Below are 17,037 nucleotides of genomic sequence, written 5' to 3'. Positions count from 1 at the left end.
TGAAGAGGGCTGGGGTCAGCGGTTGCGCCAACCCATCAGCTTTTCGATCCGCTCCGCCGAACTGCGCACATGCGCCGTATAGTGGTTCTCGTCGGAAAAGGCCTTCTGCTCCGGCAGCACGATCGAAATGGTGGCGACGCATTGGCCGTCGCGGTCGCAGATCGGCGAGGCGATGCAGGCAACCGCATAGTCGGATTCACCGGCCTGGATCGACAGGCGCGACTCGAAAGCCTTGGCGGCGGCTTCCGACAGCGTGCCCGGGTCGATCTCGGCGCGGCCGGTCGGTGACGAGCGGGCGCAGCGTTTGAACAGTTCGATCCGCTCCTCCTCGGCCAGATGGCCGACGAGCAGGCGGCCCGACGCCGTCCAGTTCAGCGGCACCCGGGTGCCGACGCGCGACGCCACCTGGAAGTGGCTCGGGCCGTCGGCCATGGCCAGCACCAGCATATGGTCGCCATCGCGGCCGCAGACCTGCACGGTTTCACCGGCCTGGCGACAGAGATCGTGCATTTCGTGGGTGGCGATGCTCATGAAATCCAGCGACCGGGCATAGGCGAGGCCGTAGTGATAAAGCCGGGCGCCGAGCCAGACGGAACCATCCGCCTGACGCGTCAGCATGTTCTTCTCGACGAGATCGTCGACGATGACATAAACGGTCGACAGCGGCGCCTTCACCGCCTTGGCGATAGCATAGACGCCGGCCGGCGATCCGGTCTCATAGAGATGATCGATCACCTGAAGCGCCCGGTCGATGCCGCTGACGCGCGCGCGCCGCGCACCCTTGCCACCGGCCTCGCCGGCAAGGTCCTCATCTTCGGTGTAAACTGCGGGTGATGTCTTTCCGTCCAATTCCACATACCTCGGTAAACTGCGATCATGTTACATTACTATGGCATAGCCGTCGCTGTGGCAAATCGCAACATCTTGTAGGTTGATCGTGAAGCGAATGCAGCAGCGGGGGAATCCTGGAGAGCCCGCGTGATTGCAGGCATCCATCCGTCACGATACCTTCAGCTTCATAACAACCGATGACGCGCACCGACAATGCCGCAGGCCTTTGCCAGCCCCTTGTCCAGCGTGATCAGTGTGGCGTCGCTGCTGACCGCGATAGCGAGGTGGAGAGCATCGCCGGCGCGAAGACCGATCTCGAATTGATCGGTCATGCGGGCTGCATCGATGAAGTGCGCACGCGAAATCGACAGAAGCTCGAACGTCGTCGAGCACAGTTCTCTAAACATCGCCAACGCCTTGCCGCGGTCGACGGGATCGATCTGCCCGTTTCTTGTTTTGAGCGCGATGGCACTCGAAAATTCGGCGATCGTCCAGCCGCTGACGGCCATCTCTTCGGAGGCAAACTCCGCCAGCCATTTTTGCGCGTCCTCCGTGCGGCTTTCGAGCGTCCCGGCGGCGACGAGAACTGATGTGTCGATGTAAAACATCAATAACGGTCGGTGTCGCGCAGATCGCGAATGAAGGTTGCGGAATCGACCGGTTCGGCGGGCGGCTTCATCAAGGCGGTTAAAGCCCTCAGCCGCTCGACATCGATCGGTTTCTTCGGCGTCTTCACGGGGACGAGTTGCGCCACCGGCTTGCCATGCCGCAAGATCTCGACGGTCTCGCCGGCTTCGACGCGATTGAGCAATTCGCTGAGATGGGCCTTGGCTTCCGCCAGGTTGACACTTGCCATGAGACGCCCTTTATGACCAGTTTTCTGGTCATTTTAATCCGAAAATGGATCTGCCGCAATACAGCTGGGACAACAAGCTATAGCCCGAGTTTGCCTTGATGCGATCAAGCGGCAAGGGCCGCCGCCTCTTTATGACGGCAGCCCTTGACCGGGGGCAGGGAGAGATCCCCCGAAATGTTCAGGCGGTCTGTTCAGCCGAAGCAGGGCATCGCCGGCAGATTGGCGCGGTTCGCCAGCGCTCCGATCATTTTGCCCACCGGCGTCGGGCGCGGTTCGCGTTTGCCGGCGGCCGTCTCCAGGAGTTGCTTGAAATCGTCAAGCTTCACGCCGTCGGCGCGCAACACCATGGCGATCAGGGGGTCGCGAAGGGCTTCGGATATCGTCAGGTCGTCTCTGGTCTTTCTCATGGTTGTCCTCCTTTCGTGGGCGGTCGCCCGTGTTCCACTTTCCGCCGCCATGCTTCAAACATTGACTTTCGCGTTTCGTGGTGTTACCGGTAAGTAACAATGCATTTGTTACCGATCGGTCACATCGATGTCAAGGACTACGTCCGCAAAAAAATCAGAAACTTCGAATGAAATCTCCATCGGTCCAGAAGATCGCATCCCGCCCAGGGAGCGCATCGTCTCGACCGCATCGGAGCTTTTTCGCGAGCGCGGCATCCGCGGCATCGGCGTCGATGCCATTGCCGACGCCGCTTCGACCAACAAGATGACGCTCTACCGGCATTTTGGCTCGAAGGACGAACTCGTCTGCGAGACGCTGCGTCGCGCCTCCGAAAAGGCAGGCGCCATCTGGCGCGACCTGGAGATGGCTTATCCCGGCAATCCGCGCGCCCAGCTATACGCCTGGGTGGAGATGCGGGCGCAATGTCTGAACGGCGAGCCCGCCGGCTGCGATCTCGCCAATGCCGCCATCGAGCTCAAGGGTGAGGGCCATCCCGCCCATGAAATGATCGAGCGGCACAAGTCCGAACAGCGAGATCGCCTGGCTGCGCTCTGTTCGGCGGCCGGCGCCCGCGAAGCCGAGCTGCTTGCCGATACGCTGACGCTGCTGCTCGAGGGCGCCCGCGTCAGCCGCCAGGCCATGGGCGCTGCCAGCTGCTGCGGTCATTTCGCCAAGGCCTGCAACGCGGCGATCGCTTCTTTCGCCTAAACCGGTCTTTCGGGAACCTTACCGCTTCCACGCCGTTTTTCCGTCACCGGAGGACAAGTGGAGACCGGGAGATGAACTACGTCTATCTCAAGCGCCTGTATGACAAACGCGCCGAGCTCGAAGCCAAGCTTGAGCTTCACGATGCGCGCTATTGTTTCGGCGAAGAAGAGGTCGATGACGGCACCGACAGCGATCTGCGTCAGCGGCTGAGCGAAATTTCCGACGAAATCGACGCGCTGGAGAGCAGGCCGGGCCGCTAATCCCCAGCGCTGAGGATTTCCATCGTCCGTTCGTCGAATTTCCCTTGATAGAAACGCTCGATCGCCCGGTGGAAGGGCGAGCCGTGGTCGCTGATCGCCGCAAACAAGGTCATCGACGACCGCAGCTTGAGGTCGTCGGGCGAGCCCAGGATCTCATGCGCGGATCGGCCATCGACCGACAGGATCGCCTCGACGCAGCGCAACAGCCGGCTCGAGAGAATGGGATCGGCGAGATAGGCGGCAGCTTCCTCGGCCGAGCGGATGGCATATTTTTCTGCCATCGGCGAGGTGCCGAGACCTGATATCTGCGGGAAGATGAACCACATCCAGTGGGAGGTTTTGCGTCCGGCTTTCAGCTCGGAGAGCGCCCGTTCGTAGACGCCGTTCTGGGCATTGACGAAGCGATCGAGATTGTAATCGATACCACCGGCCATGGTCCTTGTCCCTTTTCCGCTGTCAGTGCAGCCTGGGCCAAGGTTTCCATGCCCGGCGAGGTCGTTTTGCCCGGCGAGCCACGCTCGCCCGGGCAGGCCGCTCGCCCTCAGCAAACCCTTTCAGCGTAGGGGCTGCTGTCACGGCAATGGCCGTAAGGCTGATGGTGCGGCCCGCTGTCGCCTGACGGAGCGGCAATGGCCGACGTCGTCACTGGATCCGTCTGATTGGAAGAATATGCGGCAAAACCGACAAAGCTCAAGAGAGCCAGTGCTGCGACCACGACAACACGCTCGAAGCCTGAAAGTTTCTGGGCGCTGACATGTTCGGCATAGTCGCGTTCGCCCGAGCCGGCGGTTTCGTCCTCTTTCACATGATGGGTCACCATATCGTGGCGACGGGTCAAAGTTTCACAATCTGTCATTTCAATTACTCCTGCAACGCATGCGATGCCGGTCTCTCAAGAATAAACTCTCAACCCTCATGGCGGACCGACTCCCGCATGCGTGCAGCATGTGTGTCTTTAATCGCGGCAATTGAAGGGGCGATATGCAAACTCAGTGTTCAAAAAATCGTCCTAATAAATGCAAAATATCGTGAAGCTCTGGCTCGCCGGAATGATCCGGGATAATCGAGAGCATCATCTTTCGTCTGGATCGTCCCATGAGCAAATCCTTCGGCGCGATGTCGGTCGCGCAGCTTTCCGTCCTTATTCAAAGTGGCGCGGCCGATCCGGTCGACGTGACCGAGGCGGTCTTCGAATCCATCGCCAATTATGCCGATAAGGCCGTTTTCACCGTGCTGACCGAAAGCCGGGCGATGGCGGAGGCGCGTGCCTCCTCGAAACGGTTGCGGGAAGGTCGCTCGCTCGGATTGCTGGACGGTATTCCGATCGCCTGGAAGGATCTTTTCGACATCGAGGGCCTGGCGACGACGGCGGGTTCCGTCGTGCTGGCCGGGGATGCGCCGGCCAAGTGCGATGCGGCCGTCGTCGCTCTTCTCCGGCAGGCCGGCATGGTCGCCGTCGGCCGCACCAATATGAGCGAATTCGCCTTTTCCGGCCTCGGCATCAATCCGCATTACGGCACGCCGGTCAATCCGCGCGGCACCGATCTGCCGCGCATTCCGGGCGGCTCGTCCTCCGGTGCCGGTGTCGCTGTCGCAGCCGGCCTGGTGCCGGTCGCGATGGGCACGGATACCGGCGGCTCGGTGCGCATTCCCGCCGCCTTCAACGGCATTGTCGGCTACAAGGCGACATCGGGCCGCTATGCGATGGACGGCGTCTATCCGCTGGCAAAGAGCCTGGATTCGCTCGGGCCGCTCTGCCGCAACGTCCGCGACGCGGTCTGGGTCGATGCGGCGATGCGCGGCCGCACGGCGCCTGATGTGGTCGAGCGTCCGCTGCAGGGGCTGGAATTGCTGGTGCCCGAGAATGCCGTCTTCGACGGAGCGGAACCCGGCGTCGTCGCCGCGTTCGAGGCTGCCTTGGAACGTCTTCAAAAGGCCGGAGCCCGCGTTTCCCGCGCCGTCATTCCAGCCTTCGACGAGATTTTCGATCTGATGACGCGATATGGTCCGCTGGTGACGGCGGAGGCTTTCGCGCTTCATTGTGAACGTTTGGCAGGGCCGGAGGCGGAGCGTATGGACCACCGCGTCGTCATGCGCACCCGCTTGGGAAGCCGGACGACGCTGCCTGATTACCTCCGAATTCTCGAGGCGCGCCGCCGGCTGATCGCCGATGTCGAGCGTCTCGTCGGCGACCGGCTGATCGCCTTTCCGACGGTCGCTCATGTCGCGCCGCCGATCGCACCGCTGCAGCAGGATGACGAGCTGTTTTTCGCGACGAACAACAAGACGCTGCGCAACACCGCGCTCGGCAATTTCCTCGACTGGTGCGGCGTTTCCATTCCCTGCGGCACCGGCCTTTCAGGCATGCCGGTCGGTCTGCTGCTATCGGCGACCGCCCGCCGCGACGAGGCGCTGCTGGGCATAGGTCTTGCCGCCGAGCCGGTCATTCGCGGCGATTTCGCCTGATTGGCGATTGAACCGCCGGGCTTTTGTTGCCATTGATGGCATGAGGAGATCCTGGAGGACGGCACGTGCAGATCTTGCAGAACGGACGTTTCGCGGTTTCGACATGGTCGCTGCATCGGCTGCTCGGCGCCATTTATGCCTATAGCCCCGATCCCGACAAAAGTGCCGCGCCGAAGGAGCCTTATGGTCCCGGGGCTGCGGCGCTGATCGATATGCCGGCGGCGCTCGCAGCGCGCGGCATCCACCGGCTGGAGGTCTGCTCCTTCCATCTGCCGAGCCTCGAGGCCAGCTATATCGGCGAATTGCGTGATGCGATGGCGGCTTCGAACGTATTGTTGCAGACGCTGCTCGTCGAGGATGGCGATCCGAGCCATCCCGAGACGGCCGAACGCGACGTCAGATGGATGGCGGAGTGGATCGATATCGCCACAGCGCTTGGAGCGCAGAAGATGCGTGTCATCGCCGGCAAGCAGAAGCCAACCGAGGAAAATCTGAGCCGTGCCGCCCGTCATCTCGGCTGGCTGGGCGAACAAGCCGAAGGCAGCGGCGTGCGCGTCGTCGTCGAGAACTGGTTCGACCTCTTGCCGTCGCCCGTCGAGATGAACTGGCTGCTGGACCGGCTGGACGGCAAGGTCGGCCTGAACGGCGATCTCGGCAACTGGGCCGCACCGGCGAAATACGAGGGTCTTGCCGACATCATGCGCCGGGCGGAAATCTGCCATGCCAAGGCCGACTACGGCGTTGCCGGTCTCGATGCCGACGATTACCGCAAGTGCCTGGAGATGTGCGGGCGGGCCAGTTATGCCGGTCCCTTCACGCTGATCTACGACTCGGCCTTTTTCCCCGACGAATGGGACGGTATCCTGCTGCAAAAGGCCTTCATCGAGGACTTCCTGCGCGAGGCGCCGACGCGCCTGACGGCTTAAACGGCGAGCAGCTGTCGCTCATTCCTGGCGCGGGAATCTCTGGTTTTCCTCCAGCACGTTCAGATCCATGTGATTGCGCATGTAGCGCTCCGAGGCTTTCTGCAGCGGCTGATAGTCCCAGGGATAATAGGCGCCGTTGCGCAGCGCCGCGTAGACCACCCAGCGGCGTGCCTGGCTTTCGCGCACGGCAGCGTCGAAATCGGCAAGGTTCCAGCGCCGGCCTGCCTGTTTGACAAGCCGTGCCAGGGTGTCGGCATGCGCCGGCTTTCCCGCCAGATTGTCGAGCTCCTGCGGATCGGTTTCGAGGTCGAACAGCAGCGGCGGGTCCTTCTCGCAGAGCGAGAGCTTGTAGCGCCCGTCCCGGATGCAGACGAGCGGCGCTTCCGAACCTTCGGCGGCATATTCCATCGGCACCGGGCTGCGGCTGCCGGTGCCTGCGGCCAGCGCTGAAAGATCCTCGCCCTCGGTCCATGGTTTCAACGCGGTGATATCGATCCCGGCAAGGGCAGCCAGCGTCGGCGTCACATCGAGGGTGGAGACGGGATGATCGATGCGCCCAGGCCTCCAGCCGGGTGCCGCGATCATCAGCGGGACGCGCGCCGATCCTTCGAAGAAGTTCATCTTGAACCAGAGGCCACGATCGCCGAGCATGTCGCCATGATCGGACACGAAGAGGACGATGGTGTTGTCGGCCATGCGGGTCCGTTCCAGCACGCCGAGAATGTCGCCGATCTTGTCGTCGACATAGGAGATATTGGCGAAGTAGCACCGCCTTGCCCGGCGGATCTGCTCATGGCTGATGTCGAAAGCGTCGTGGTCGCAGGCTTTCATCAGCCGCTGCGAGTGCGGGTCCTGCCGCTCGAAGGCAATCGGCGCGACCGCCGGGTCGAGAGCCGGGCAATCCTCGTAGAGATCCCAGAATTTGCGGCGCGCGACATAGGGATCGTGCGGATGGGTGAAGCTGACGGTCAGGCACCAGGGGCGCTCGTCGTGGCCGCGCGACAGATCGAACAGCTTGCGGGTGGCGTTGTAGGCGACCTCGTCGTCATATTCCATCTGGTTGGTGATCTCGGCAACGCCGGCGCCGGTCACCGAACCGAGGTTGTGATACCACCAGTCGATGCGCTCGCCCGGCTTGGTATAGTCGGGCGTCCAGCCGAAATCGGCCGGATAGATATCCGTCGTCAGTCGTTCCTCGAAACCGTGCAGCTGGTCGGGGCCGACGAAATGCATCTTGCCCGATAGCGCCGTCTGATATCCGCTGGCGCGCAGATGATGCGCATAGGTCGGAATGTCGGAGGCAAATTCCGCGGCATTGTCGTAGACGCGCGTCCGGCTCGGCAATTGTCCGGACATGAAGGACGCCCGCGCCGGTGCGCAGAGCGGACTTGCCGTGTAGGTGTTGGCGAAGCGCACGGAACGCTCCGCCAAGGCTTTCAGATGCGGCGCATGCAGGAAATCGGCAGGCCCATCGGGAAACAAGGTCCCGTTCAACTGATCGACCATCAGGATGAGAATATTCGGGCGGGCCATCCGGTTCTTCCTATGCTATTTGAAGATTTTATTGAAACGCCTATTGTTACAGCTGTAAAGACGACATTTTTCGATAAGTGACTAAAGGAATTTTTATGCCAGACCGCCCGCTCGAACTTGGATGGATGCGGATCTTCGTCGAGGTCGCGCGGCTCGGCAGCTTTTCGCAGGCGGCAGTGCTTCTCGGCCTGACTCAACCCGCCGTCAGCTATCAGATCCGCCGGCTGGAAGAGCAGTGCGGCGTCAGCCTGCTGCGCCGTCAGCACCGCGGCGTGGCGCTGACGGCCGAAGGCGAGCGGCTTCTTGAGGTTGCCGCCAAGGCGGTCGGCGATATCGATGTGCTTGCCCGCAGTTTCCGTGCCGAAGCCCAAAGACCGGTCGTCCGGCTCCGAACCGACTATGCCTTTTCATCGCTCTGGCTGATCCCGCGCATGGACGGCTTTCGTCTTCTTCATCCCGAAACGGATATACAGATCGTCGCGACGCAGAGGTTTGCCGCCGGTTTTCGCGACGAGGCGGATGTCGCCGTGGTTTTCGGCACGCGGGCGGAATTCGGCGCTATCGGTACGCTTCTGCTGCCGGAAAAGGTCGTGCCGGTCTGCACGCGGGGATTTCTCGATCGCAACGGCCCGTTCGACGATCCGAGGCAGCTTGCCAAGGCGGTGCTGATCCATCTCGACACGCCGATGCCATCACCCTGGTTCGATTGGCGCAGCTATTTGACCGAATTTTCCGTCACGCGCGACATCAATGCCGGTCGCGGCGATATCAGCTTCAACACCTATTCGCTGGTCGTCCAGGCTGCGCTGAGCGCCCAGGGCGTGGCGATCGGCTGGATGGGGCTCGTCGATACGCTGCTCTGCGCACGCATGCTTGTCGAAGCCGGCCCGCCGCTCGAAGCGCAGGACCGCGGCTACTGGCTAGTGCCGCCACGGTCTCCAAGCGCGCGCAGCGACGGGCTCGGGGCCTGGCTGGTGGACGCGGTCGGAAGGAGCGGCTAGCGCCGGACTATTTTCGGCGCGGGGAAGCCTTGTCATCGGCGGCGCCGACCGACATTGTGGGGCCGAATCCATAACGAAATGGCGGAAGCATGCGAACGATCGGATATATTGTCGGACTGCTGATGGTCGTCCTCGGGCTGATCTGGATTGGACAGGGAAGCGGCTATTTCCCCTATCCGGCGTCCAGCTTCATGATCGCCCAGACGATCTGGGTAGTTTGGGGCGCCGTTCTGGCTGCGGCCGGAATTGCCGTCATGGTCATCGTCTCGCGGCTGCGCCCGAGAGGGTGAATTGAGCCGCCCGGCGGCAATGATCTGGCACTCGCGGTCCGGCAAATGGCATGAGCGGACGCCCCTCAGCTTTCAGCAGGGGTTCCCATTTTCGTCAGCGGGCCGGCTTCGCCGCCAGCCAGATCACATGGCGCGCGCCGCCGCGTTTGCCGTTGGCGCGGGTGTTGACGGCATCGACGGAAAAGCCGCTATCCTTGAGACGGCGTGTGAAATCGGGGTCCGGGCCGGACGACCAGACGGCGAGCACACCGCCGGGGCGAAGCGCGTCGCGCGCGGCGCGAAGGCCGTTAAAATCGTAGAGCCGATCGTTGGATTTGCGGGTCAGCCCGTCCGGGCCGTTGTCGACATCGAGCAGGATGGCGTCATAGGCGGCCTTGCCGGCGCGAATCGCTTCGCCGACATCGCCCTGATGGATGCCGACGCGGGGATCGTCGAGGCAGCCCTTGAACACCTCGGCCATCGGCCCGCGCGCCCAGGCGACCACGGCCGGCACCAGTTCGGCGACGGTGACGCCGGCATCTTCGGGAAGGACGGCGAGAGCGGCGCGCAGCGTAAAGCCCATGCCGAGACCGCCGATCAAAATTCTTGGCTTCGGATGCGCCTTGATCCGCTCCCAGGAAAGCGTCGCGAGCGCCTCCTCCGAACCGCTCAGGCGGCTGTTCATCAACTCGTTGGCGCCGAGCATGATCGAGAACTCGCTGCCGCGCTGTTTCAGCCTGAGTTCCCCGCTTTCGCCGGGAATGGTCGCGGAATCGAGCTGGATCCAGGGCAGCATGACGGCTTTGCCTCACATGAAAGGGACCGTCCCCTAGCATAGGGCGAAGTGCGAGGCCAGCAAGCCGGCCTCAGACCATCCGCATGAAATGATCCGGCTCCAATTCGACGATCTCGTCCTGCGGCGCGGCGGAACGGCGGCGGATATTCTCCACCTCCTCGGGCCTCAGCCGGGCTTTCGGATCCTCGAAACGGACATCGGGATCGGGCACGGCCGAGAGCAGCAGCCTGGTATAGGGATGCTGCGGATTGTCGATCACCCCCGCGACGCTGCCCCATTCGACGATCTGGCCGGCATACATCACCGCAATGTCCTCGGCGACATAACGGGCGGTGGCGATGTCATGGGTGATGTAGAGCAGGCCGAGATTCATCTCCTGCTTCATCTCGTTCAACAGGTTCAGCACGCCGAGGCGCACCGAGACGTCGAGCATCGAGGTCGGCTCGTCCGCCACGATCACCTCCGGCTTGGCGGCCAAGGCGCGGGCGATGCTGACGCGCTGGCGCTGGCCGCCGGAGAGCTCGTGCGGATATTTCGGCGCAACGAGATCGGGATCGAGCCTGACGCGCTGCAGCAGCTCTCGCACCGTGGAGTCGATGTCGGTGCCTTTGATCTCCGGTCGGTGCAGCTTCAGCGGCCGCCTGAGATGGTGGGCGATGGTATGGGCAGGGTTGAGCGAGGCGAACGGGTCCTGGAAAATCATCTGCACGGACCGGCGATAGCGGGCGATCTCATCTGACTTGGCCCCTTCGACGGGGCGGCCCTTGTAAAGAATCTGCCCTGATGTCGGCTGATATTCGCGCATTGCCATGCGGGCACAGGTGGTCTTGCCGCTGCCGGATTCGCCGACGAGCGCCAGCGCCCGGCCGGCCTGCAGTGAGAAGGAAATGGCGCGGGCGGCATGCACGGCTGACGTGCCGTGGCCGAAGGTCTTCGTCACCCTGTCGAGGGTAAGGATGGTTTCGCTCATAAGAGCATGCCTCCATGCAGCGAGGGGAAGGAGGCCCAGAGCTTTTTCGTGTAGGTGTGCTGCGGCGTCCTGTAGATCGCCTCTGCACTGTTCTGCTCGACGAGCTTGCCTGCGAGCATGATGCCGATGCGATCGCAGAACTGCACCATCAGCCCGAGATCGTGGGTGATGAACAGCACCGAGAAGCCGAAGCTGCGGCGCAATTCGTTGATGCGCTGGAGGATCTCGCGCTGGACGACGACATCGAGCGCCGTCGTCGGCTCGTCCATGACGACGAGCTTCGGGTCGAGCGCCATGCAGATGGCGATGACGATGCGCTGGCGCATGCCGCCGGAAAACTGGTGCGGATAGTCGCGCATGCGCTCCGGCGCGATGTCGACCAGCTTCAGCATCTCGGCGGTGCGCTCGCGGGCTTCGGCGCGGCTCATGTTCTTATGGGTACGCAGCACGTCATAAAATTGCCTCTCGATGCGCAGCACCGGGTTCAGCGAATTCATGGCGCTCTGGAAGACCATGGCGACTTCGCGCCAGCGGAAGGCGCTGAGCGCCTGCCGGTCGAGGCCGAGCACGTCGCGTCCGTCGAGCAGGATACGGCCCTCCTTACGGATCAGCGCCGGTGGCTTGTGCAGGCGGCTGATGGCGAAGGCGATGGTGCTCTTGCCGCAGCCGGATTCGCCGGCAAGGCCGAAGACTTCGCCGGGTGCGACGTCGAAACTGACATCGTTGACGGCACGGAAATCCTTTTCCTCGCCAATATAATCGATGGTGAGGTTTCTCACCGAAAGCAGCGGTTGTGTCACAGGCGGCCCTCCCCGGAGCGGACGAGCAGAGACCAGCGTTTCAGATGATTGCCGGTGCGCAGCCGCGGATTGGCGATCTCGTCGACGGCGAAGTTCAGGAGCGACATACCGATGCCGAGGAAGGCGAGTGCGAAGCAGGGGGTGAGAATATCCCACCAGGCGCCGACCGAAAGGGCGGAGGCCTTCTGTGCATTGTAGAGCATGGTGCCCCAGGAGATTGCTTTGGGATCGCCGAGCCCCAAGAATTCCAGCGTCGCCTCGGTGATGATGGCGAAGATGACGCTGCCGATGAAATTGATGCCGACGATGGAGATCACGTTGGGGAAGATCTCGAATGTCATGATGCGCCATTGCGGCTCGCCCATCATCTCGGCCGATTTGACGAAATCCTTGTGCTTGACGGAGAGCGTTTCGGCGCGGGTGACGCGTGCGCCCCAGGCCCAGGAGGTGGCCCCCAGGATCAGCGCGATGACGAGCGGGCTTGCCTGGCCGATGAAGGCGGCAAGCACCAGGAGCAACGGCAGATTGGGAACGACCAGCACCATGTTGGTGAAGAAGCTGATGACCTCGTCGGTCTTGCGGCCGCGATAGCCTGATATGATGCCGAGCGCGGTGCCGACGAAGGTGATCAGCAGCCCGGCGCCGATACCGACGGCAAGCGAGGTGCGCGCGCCGTAGAGCAGACGGGCGAAGACGTCCTGGCCGATGCGGGTGGTGCCGAGAATATGGTCGAGCGACGGCGGCTGATGCGGCCTGCCGGTGCGGGCGGCAGGATCGTATTGCGTCAGCAGCGGCGCTGCGATCGCGACGATGATGATGAAGGCGATGATGACGATGCCGATCAGCGCCTTGCGGTTTCGAAGCAGGCTCCTCATCTCATGCTCCCTTCAGCCGCGGGTCGAGCGCGATATAGCTGACGTCGACAATGAAATTGGCGATCAGCATGGTGGCGGTCATGATCAGCAACTGGCCCTGGATGACGGGATAGTCGCGGGCGAGGATCGCCTGGTAGAGAATGTTGCCGAGGCCGGGATAGTTATAGACCACTTCGGTCACCAGCGAGCCGCCGAGGATCGTGCCGATGGCGATGGCAAGGCTGGAGACGGTCGGCAGCAGGGCGTTGCGGGCCGCATACCAGAGCATCACATGCCGGTCGGAAAGGCCCTTGGCGCGGGCCATGACGATATAGTCCTCGCCGAGCAGGTTGATCATGTTGTTGCGCATGGTGACGGTGAAGCCGCCGATCAGCACGGTGCAGAGCGTCACCATCGGCAGGATGCCGTGATAGGCGACGCTGCCGATGTAGTGCAGGCTGAAGGCCGGATCGAGTGAGGGATCGGCGGCATAGCCGCTCGGAAACCAGCCAAGCGTGAAGCCGAAGATGAAGAGCACGATCAGCGAGGTGACGACGGCCGGCACTGAGGTCGCAAAAATCGCGCCGACGGAGACGATCACATCGAACCGGCTGCCGCGCCGCCAGGCGGCGAGGATGCCGAGGAAGGTGCCGAGCGCAAAGCTAACGACTGTCGCCGTGCCCATCAGGCCGATCGTCCAGACCAAGGCATGGCCGAGCACCGAGGTGACCGGCAGTGGGAAATACTTAATCGAGCGGCCGAGATCGCCGGTGAAGATGCTGCCGAGATAGGTGAGATATTGCTGCCAGAGCGGACCGTCGACGAAACCGAAGGTCAGCTTCAGCGCCTGCAGGCTTTCCGGCGGCAATTCGGTGCCGGCGCTCGAAAACATGATCTGCACGGGATCGCCCGGCATCAGCCGCGGCAGGAAGAAGTTGATCGTCGCTGCCGCGATGAAGGCCGCCATGTAGAAGACGAGGCGGCGAAAGAGGAAAGCCATGGGAACTCCGTCGTGACAGGAGCGGCGCTTCTGGATGAGCGTGACGTCATCCGAAAACCTTTTCGGCATCATGCTCTGACGCCGCTCCTGGGAGATGCTTTACTTGACCGGCTCGAGCGCGAGCAGGTTCAACAGGCGGGCCGGATTGGTGCGCGAGATCGAAGGATTGACGAAGGGATTTTCCTTGGTCGACCAGCCGGTGAAACGCTTGGTGTTGTACTGATACCAGTTCGGATTGTTGAACACCGGGATCATGGGCATATTTTCGGCGACGATGCGCTGCGCCTTGTTCATCGCTTCCTTCTGCTTGGCAAGGTCGGCGGTCTGGGTGAACTCGGTGACGAGTTTCTCGACATCCGGATTGAACCAGCGCTGCGCGGTGAAGCGGGTCTTGCCCTTGTCCGAGGCGCTGAAGGCGCGCTTATAGGGATAGTAAGGCGAGGCCGAAGCCGGCAGGCTGTTGATCGCCGCATCGAAGGTGCCGTTGATGAGGTTGCCGGTCCAGACGGCTTCCTCCGGCGTTTCGATCTTGGCGTCGATGCCGACCGCCTGCATGCCTTCGACGGCGATGTTGACGGTGTCGACCCAGTCCGTCCAGGAGTTCGGGACAATGATGGAGAAGGAGATCTTGCTGCCGTCGGGATTGTCGCGGAAGCCGTCGCCGTCCTTGTCCTTGTAGCCGGCCTCGTCGAGCAGCGCCTTGGCGGCGGCGGCGTCATAGGTCGCGAACTTGCCGAAGTCGGCCTTGATGGAAGGGTCCGCCCAGCTCTTGTAGAGCTCGCCCATCAGGCCGGGGTCTTCGTTCAGCGTCGGATAGCCGTAGCCGGCGACGTCGATCATCGTCTTGCGGTCAAGCGCCATGCCGACGGCGCGGCGGAATTTCACATCGTTGAAGGCCTTCTTGTTGTTTTCGTTTGCCGTTTCGAGATTGAACAGGAAGGCGACCATGCTGCTCGGCGAATACCAGTAGTGGAAATGCGCCGGGTCCTTCGAGACATAGACATTGTCGATATCGGGAATGAAGGAGACGCCCCAGTCGAGTGTGCCATCGGCCGTCGCCGTCAGGATCTGGTTGTTGTCGGCAAGCTGCGGGAAGCGGATGCAATCGACCTTCAGATGCGCGTTGTCCCAATAATTCGGGTTGCGGCATTGGTCGTAGGTCTGGCCGGTAAAGCGCGGCACCTCCGTCAGCGGGCCGCTGCCGACCGGGGTCTCGTTGGCAAAGGTGACGGGATCGGCGACGTCTTTCCAGACATGTTCGGGAACGATCGGCAGCTGCGAGATCTGCTCGGCAGCAAGCGAGCTCGGATTGGCAAGCGTGAAGCGCACCGTCTGGCCGTCGACGGCCTTGATGTCGGTGACGAAGGTCCAGATGCTGACGAAATCGAGCGCCGGGAATTTCTTCAGGTAATCATAGGTGAACTTGACGTCGGCTGCGGTCAGCGGCTTGCCGTCGGACCATTTCAGGTTCGGACGCAGCTTGAATTCGATGCTCTTCAGGTCGTCGGAAAGCTTGAAGCTTTCGGCCAGGCGATAGATCGGCTTGTTGCTGTCGAAGCGATTGAAGATGACCAGCGGCTCATAGATGAAATCGAGCGTCGATTGGCGCGCCGAGGTCTGGTTGAACGGGTTGAAGTTGCGAACCCAGGTCGTCGCCGGTTCGATATTCGCCGTCAGGATCGTCTGCGCCATGGCGGATCCCGAAAGCAGTGTCAGTGCTGCGGCTGCAAGAAGATATTTTTTCATGTTCCATTCCCCTTTTTCTTATGCGTGAAAAATGAACTGCCGGTCAGGCGGCCGGCGCGCTGGCAAACATGTCTTCGACTTGCTGGTGGGCGGCACGGACATCGACCTTGAGAGTGCCGAGCCGGGCCTTGCCGGCGGCGATGCGCGCCAAGGCGGCATCCGTCAGCGGCCGGGCGGCCTTGGCGGCGGCTTCGCTTTCCCTGACGTCACCATGGCTGTGGAGGGCGATGTCGAAGCCGGCGTCAAGCACTTGGGCGACGCGCTCGGGCAGGGTGCCGGAGAGCGACTGCATGAAGATGCAGTCCGATATCAGCACGCCGTCATAGCCCATATCCTTGCGGATCACGTCGTGCATGACAGGCGAGATCGAGGCCGGGAGCTCGGCGTCATAGGCCGAGTAGACGACATGGGCGACCATCGCCCAGGGCGTATCCTTGAGTGCAACGAAGGGCTTGAAATCGGTGGCGGTGAGCGTCTCGCGGCTGGCATCGACGACCGGGCGCTCCTTGTGGGAATCGAGTGTCGCGCGGCCGTGGCCGGGAATGTGCTTCATGACGGGCATGTTGCCGGTCTCGAGCAGGCCATCGACCACCTCGCGGCCGAGGGCAGCGATGAAGTCGGGATCGGGGCCGAAGGAGCGGGCGCCGATGACCGCGCTCGTCGTCTCGAAGACGAGATCGAGAACGGGCGAGCAGCCGCTGGAAAGGCCGAGTTCCGTCATCATCGCGCCCATGGCCTGGGAGGAAAGGCGCAGTGCTTTTTTGCCGAGATCGAAATCGCGGCGCGCAAGCTCGGCAAACTGGCCGAAACTGCGGAAGAGCGGCCAGGGGCCGGCATCGAGATGCTGGACGCGACCGCCCTCCTGGTCGGTGAAGACAGGCGCGTCGTCGCGGCCGACAGCTTCGCGGAAACGGTCGATCAGCCGCTTCGTCTGCTCCGGCTCGCGCTGATTGCGCCGGCCGACGAACAGGCCGAGTGGATTGGTGTCGCGAAAGAGGGCGAATTCATCATTCGAAATCGTGGGGGTGGGAAGGCCGACGAAAAGGGCGAGCGGGGTCGAGGACAAGTCTGGAACTCCGGATCAGAGGGTCATTTCGGCGCGCTTTTCAGCATGCCTTCGTAGATGCCCTTGTCGGGGGCGGGGATGATGGTTGCGCCTGCGGTCTTGGCGTAAAAATCGACCGGACCGGCATCGCCGATGAAGGCATAGGCGTGACCGAGGGTCTTCATGGTCTGAAGGCAGGCGGAAAACAGCGCGAGCCCGATGCCCTTGCCGCGCGCTTGCGGATCGACGCCGGTCGGGCCGAAGAAGCCGCGCGCCGTCGTGTCATAGCAGGCAAAACCGAGCAGCTTGCCGCCTTCGACCGATATCAGGCAGGCAACGGGCTGGCGGGAAAAGGCGACGGCGACCTCGCTTGCCCAGTTCTCGCTAAACCGGTCGCGAACCCAGCCGAGAACGAGATGCAGTTCCGGGGGGAGGGCCGGGCGGATGGAGACGCCGACGCGGTCGGCTTTTTGCTGCAGGTCGGCGAGTTCAGTGGAATATAGGTTCACAAGCAGGTCTGGCACCTGTC

At 62.5% G+C, this 17,037-nt stretch carries 21 protein-coding genes; 6 read left to right on the top strand and 15 right to left on the bottom strand.

The features are described 5' to 3' along the window. Positions 1-15 precede the first annotated feature (15 nt). From CO666_RS07590 to CO666_RS07575, 4 genes are all read right to left on the bottom strand, one after another. Positions 16-855 carry an IclR family transcriptional regulator gene (locus CO666_RS07590; protein ID WP_097611469.1) on the bottom strand — a complete coding sequence of 280 codons (840 nt, stop codon included), beginning with the start codon at positions 853-855 and terminating at the stop codon, positions 16-18. Positions 856-1,016: 161 nt separating this feature from the next. Further along, on the bottom strand, positions 1,017-1,439 hold the full coding sequence (locus tag CO666_RS07585) for a type II toxin-antitoxin system VapC family toxin (protein WP_097611468.1): 423 nt from the start codon (positions 1,437-1,439) through the stop codon (positions 1,017-1,019). Continuing rightward, the gene (locus CO666_RS07580; protein ID WP_097611467.1) at positions 1,439-1,687 is read right to left on the bottom strand and encodes a type II toxin-antitoxin system Phd/YefM family antitoxin; all 249 of its coding nucleotides are present in this window, start codon (positions 1,685-1,687) and stop codon (positions 1,439-1,441) included. Before CO666_RS07580 ends, CO666_RS07585 begins: the two co-directional genes overlap by 1 nt. A 191-nt stretch (positions 1,688-1,878) precedes the next feature. After that, positions 1,879-2,094, bottom strand: coding sequence for a hypothetical protein (locus CO666_RS07575; protein WP_097611466.1), 216 nt, complete (start codon positions 2,092-2,094; stop codon positions 1,879-1,881). Between the two features lie 127 nt (positions 2,095-2,221). Here CO666_RS07575 and CO666_RS07570 point away from each other — a divergent pair, with 127 nt between their 5' ends. Both CO666_RS07570 and CO666_RS07565 read left to right on the top strand, forming a co-directional pair. Further along, positions 2,222-2,842: a TetR/AcrR family transcriptional regulator gene (locus CO666_RS07570; RefSeq protein WP_097611465.1), complete on the top strand. Its 621-nt coding sequence runs from the start codon at positions 2,222-2,224 to the stop codon at positions 2,840-2,842. 71 nt (positions 2,843-2,913) lie between these two features. Next, positions 2,914-3,102 carry a hypothetical protein gene (locus CO666_RS07565; protein ID WP_085739927.1) on the top strand — a complete coding sequence of 63 codons (189 nt, stop codon included), beginning with the start codon at positions 2,914-2,916 and terminating at the stop codon, positions 3,100-3,102. Here the strand turns inward: CO666_RS07565 and CO666_RS07560 are convergent. Further along, on the bottom strand, positions 3,099-3,536 hold the full coding sequence (locus tag CO666_RS07560) for a DUF1810 domain-containing protein (protein WP_097611464.1): 438 nt from the start codon (positions 3,534-3,536) through the stop codon (positions 3,099-3,101). The two genes, CO666_RS07565 and CO666_RS07560, sit on opposite strands and share 4 nt — an antisense overlap. 107 nt (positions 3,537-3,643) lie before the next feature. Continuing rightward, positions 3,644-3,922 (bottom strand): hypothetical protein, encoded by a 279-nt coding sequence (locus CO666_RS07555; protein WP_179869648.1) that lies wholly within the window; start codon positions 3,920-3,922, stop codon positions 3,644-3,646. A 275-nt stretch (positions 3,923-4,197) separates the two neighbouring features. Here CO666_RS07555 and CO666_RS07550 point away from each other — a divergent pair, with 275 nt between their 5' ends. Further along, positions 4,198-5,568, top strand: coding sequence for an amidase (locus tag CO666_RS07550; RefSeq protein WP_097611462.1), 1,371 nt, complete (start codon positions 4,198-4,200; stop codon positions 5,566-5,568). A gap of 65 nt (positions 5,569-5,633) precedes the next feature. Beyond that, complete coding sequence (locus CO666_RS07545) at positions 5,634-6,494, top strand: sugar phosphate isomerase/epimerase family protein (protein ID WP_097611461.1); 861 nt, start codon at positions 5,634-5,636, stop codon at positions 6,492-6,494. A gap of 18 nt (positions 6,495-6,512) precedes the next feature. On the opposite strand, the gene betC is transcribed toward CO666_RS07545, so the two are convergent. Then, positions 6,513-8,027 carry a choline-sulfatase gene (betC, locus tag CO666_RS07540; RefSeq protein WP_097611460.1) on the bottom strand — a complete coding sequence of 505 codons (1,515 nt, stop codon included), beginning with the start codon at positions 8,025-8,027 and terminating at the stop codon, positions 6,513-6,515. A gap of 95 nt (positions 8,028-8,122) precedes the next feature. On the opposite strand from betC, the gene CO666_RS07535 reads away from it, so the two are divergent. Then, positions 8,123-9,028 carry a choline sulfate utilization transcriptional regulator gene (locus CO666_RS07535; protein WP_097611459.1) on the top strand — a complete coding sequence of 302 codons (906 nt, stop codon included), beginning with the start codon at positions 8,123-8,125 and terminating at the stop codon, positions 9,026-9,028. An 89-nt stretch (positions 9,029-9,117) separates the two neighbouring features. Then, entirely contained in the window at positions 9,118-9,318 is a 201-nt protein-coding gene (locus CO666_RS07530) for a hypothetical protein (protein ID WP_097611458.1), read from the top strand. Between the two features lie 94 nt (positions 9,319-9,412). On the opposite strand, the gene CO666_RS07525 is transcribed toward CO666_RS07530, so the two are convergent. From CO666_RS07525 to CO666_RS07490, 8 genes are all read right to left on the bottom strand, one after another. Next, complete coding sequence (locus CO666_RS07525) at positions 9,413-10,093, bottom strand: spermidine synthase (RefSeq protein WP_097611457.1); 681 nt, start codon at positions 10,091-10,093, stop codon at positions 9,413-9,415. A 70-nt stretch (positions 10,094-10,163) separates the two neighbouring features. After that, entirely contained in the window at positions 10,164-11,063 is a 900-nt protein-coding gene (locus CO666_RS07520) for an ABC transporter ATP-binding protein (protein WP_097611456.1), read from the bottom strand. Beyond that, positions 11,060-11,863 carry an ABC transporter ATP-binding protein gene (locus CO666_RS07515; RefSeq protein ID WP_097611455.1) on the bottom strand — a complete coding sequence of 268 codons (804 nt, stop codon included), beginning with the start codon at positions 11,861-11,863 and terminating at the stop codon, positions 11,060-11,062. The genes CO666_RS07520 and CO666_RS07515 overlap by 4 nt, the downstream gene beginning before the upstream one ends. After that, positions 11,860-12,738: an ABC transporter permease gene (locus tag CO666_RS07510; RefSeq protein WP_097611454.1), complete on the bottom strand. Its 879-nt coding sequence runs from the start codon at positions 12,736-12,738 to the stop codon at positions 11,860-11,862. Before CO666_RS07510 ends, CO666_RS07515 begins: the two co-directional genes overlap by 4 nt. Before the next feature lies 1 nt (position 12,739). Continuing rightward, positions 12,740-13,717 (bottom strand): ABC transporter permease, encoded by a 978-nt coding sequence (locus CO666_RS07505; RefSeq protein WP_097611799.1) that lies wholly within the window; start codon positions 13,715-13,717, stop codon positions 12,740-12,742. A 99-nt stretch (positions 13,718-13,816) separates the two neighbouring features. Next, positions 13,817-15,463: an ABC transporter substrate-binding protein gene (locus CO666_RS07500; RefSeq protein ID WP_097611453.1), complete on the bottom strand. Its 1,647-nt coding sequence runs from the start codon at positions 15,461-15,463 to the stop codon at positions 13,817-13,819. A 43-nt stretch (positions 15,464-15,506) separates the two neighbouring features. Then, the gene (locus tag CO666_RS07495; protein ID WP_097611452.1) at positions 15,507-16,529 is read right to left on the bottom strand and encodes a glycoside hydrolase family 3 N-terminal domain-containing protein; all 1,023 of its coding nucleotides are present in this window, start codon (positions 16,527-16,529) and stop codon (positions 15,507-15,509) included. 23 nt (positions 16,530-16,552) lie between these two features. Then, a complete protein-coding gene (locus CO666_RS07490; protein ID WP_097611451.1) occupies positions 16,553-17,032 on the bottom strand; it encodes a GNAT family N-acetyltransferase in 480 nt (159 codons plus the stop codon). Between the last annotated feature and the right edge of the window lie 5 nt (positions 17,033-17,037).

This window comes from Rhizobium chutanense, from assembly GCF_002531935.1.
GTDB lineage: Bacteria > Pseudomonadota > Alphaproteobacteria > Rhizobiales > Rhizobiaceae > Rhizobium > Rhizobium chutanense.
This window is presented reverse-complemented; position numbering and strand designations above follow the sequence as displayed.

Excerpts from the sequence above, each read along its gene's own strand:
- CO666_RS07585 (WP_097611468.1), bottom strand. The coding sequence starts at position 1,439 with ATGTTTTACATCGACACATCAGTTCTCGTCGCCGCCGGGACGCTCGAA.
- CO666_RS07580 (WP_097611467.1), bottom strand. The coding sequence starts at position 1,687 with ATGGCAAGTGTCAACCTGGCGGAAGCCAAGGCCCATCTCAGCGAATTG.
- CO666_RS07575 (WP_097611466.1), bottom strand. The coding sequence starts at position 2,094 with ATGAGAAAGACCAGAGACGACCTGACGATATCCGAAGCCCTTCGCGAC.
- CO666_RS07570 (WP_097611465.1), top strand. The coding sequence starts at position 2,222 with ATGTCAAGGACTACGTCCGCAAAAAAATCAGAAACTTCGAATGAAATC.
- CO666_RS07565 (WP_085739927.1), top strand. The coding sequence starts at position 2,914 with ATGAACTACGTCTATCTCAAGCGCCTGTATGACAAACGCGCCGAGCTC.
- CO666_RS07560 (WP_097611464.1), bottom strand. The coding sequence starts at position 3,536 with ATGGCCGGTGGTATCGATTACAATCTCGATCGCTTCGTCAATGCCCAG.
- CO666_RS07555 (WP_179869648.1), bottom strand. The coding sequence starts at position 3,922 with ATGGTGACCCATCATGTGAAAGAGGACGAAACCGCCGGCTCGGGCGAA.
- CO666_RS07550 (WP_097611462.1), top strand. The coding sequence starts at position 4,198 with ATGAGCAAATCCTTCGGCGCGATGTCGGTCGCGCAGCTTTCCGTCCTT.
- betC (WP_097611460.1), bottom strand. The coding sequence starts at position 8,027 with ATGGCCCGCCCGAATATTCTCATCCTGATGGTCGATCAGTTGAACGGG.
- CO666_RS07535 (WP_097611459.1), top strand. The coding sequence starts at position 8,123 with ATGCCAGACCGCCCGCTCGAACTTGGATGGATGCGGATCTTCGTCGAG.
- CO666_RS07530 (WP_097611458.1), top strand. The coding sequence starts at position 9,118 with ATGCGAACGATCGGATATATTGTCGGACTGCTGATGGTCGTCCTCGGG.
- CO666_RS07525 (WP_097611457.1), bottom strand. The coding sequence starts at position 10,093 with ATGCTGCCCTGGATCCAGCTCGATTCCGCGACCATTCCCGGCGAAAGC.
- CO666_RS07520 (WP_097611456.1), bottom strand. The coding sequence starts at position 11,063 with ATGAGCGAAACCATCCTTACCCTCGACAGGGTGACGAAGACCTTCGGC.
- CO666_RS07510 (WP_097611454.1), bottom strand. The coding sequence starts at position 12,738 with ATGAGGAGCCTGCTTCGAAACCGCAAGGCGCTGATCGGCATCGTCATC.
- CO666_RS07505 (WP_097611799.1), bottom strand. The coding sequence starts at position 13,717 with ATGGCTTTCCTCTTTCGCCGCCTCGTCTTCTACATGGCGGCCTTCATC.
- CO666_RS07500 (WP_097611453.1), bottom strand. The coding sequence starts at position 15,463 with ATGAAAAAATATCTTCTTGCAGCCGCAGCACTGACACTGCTTTCGGGA.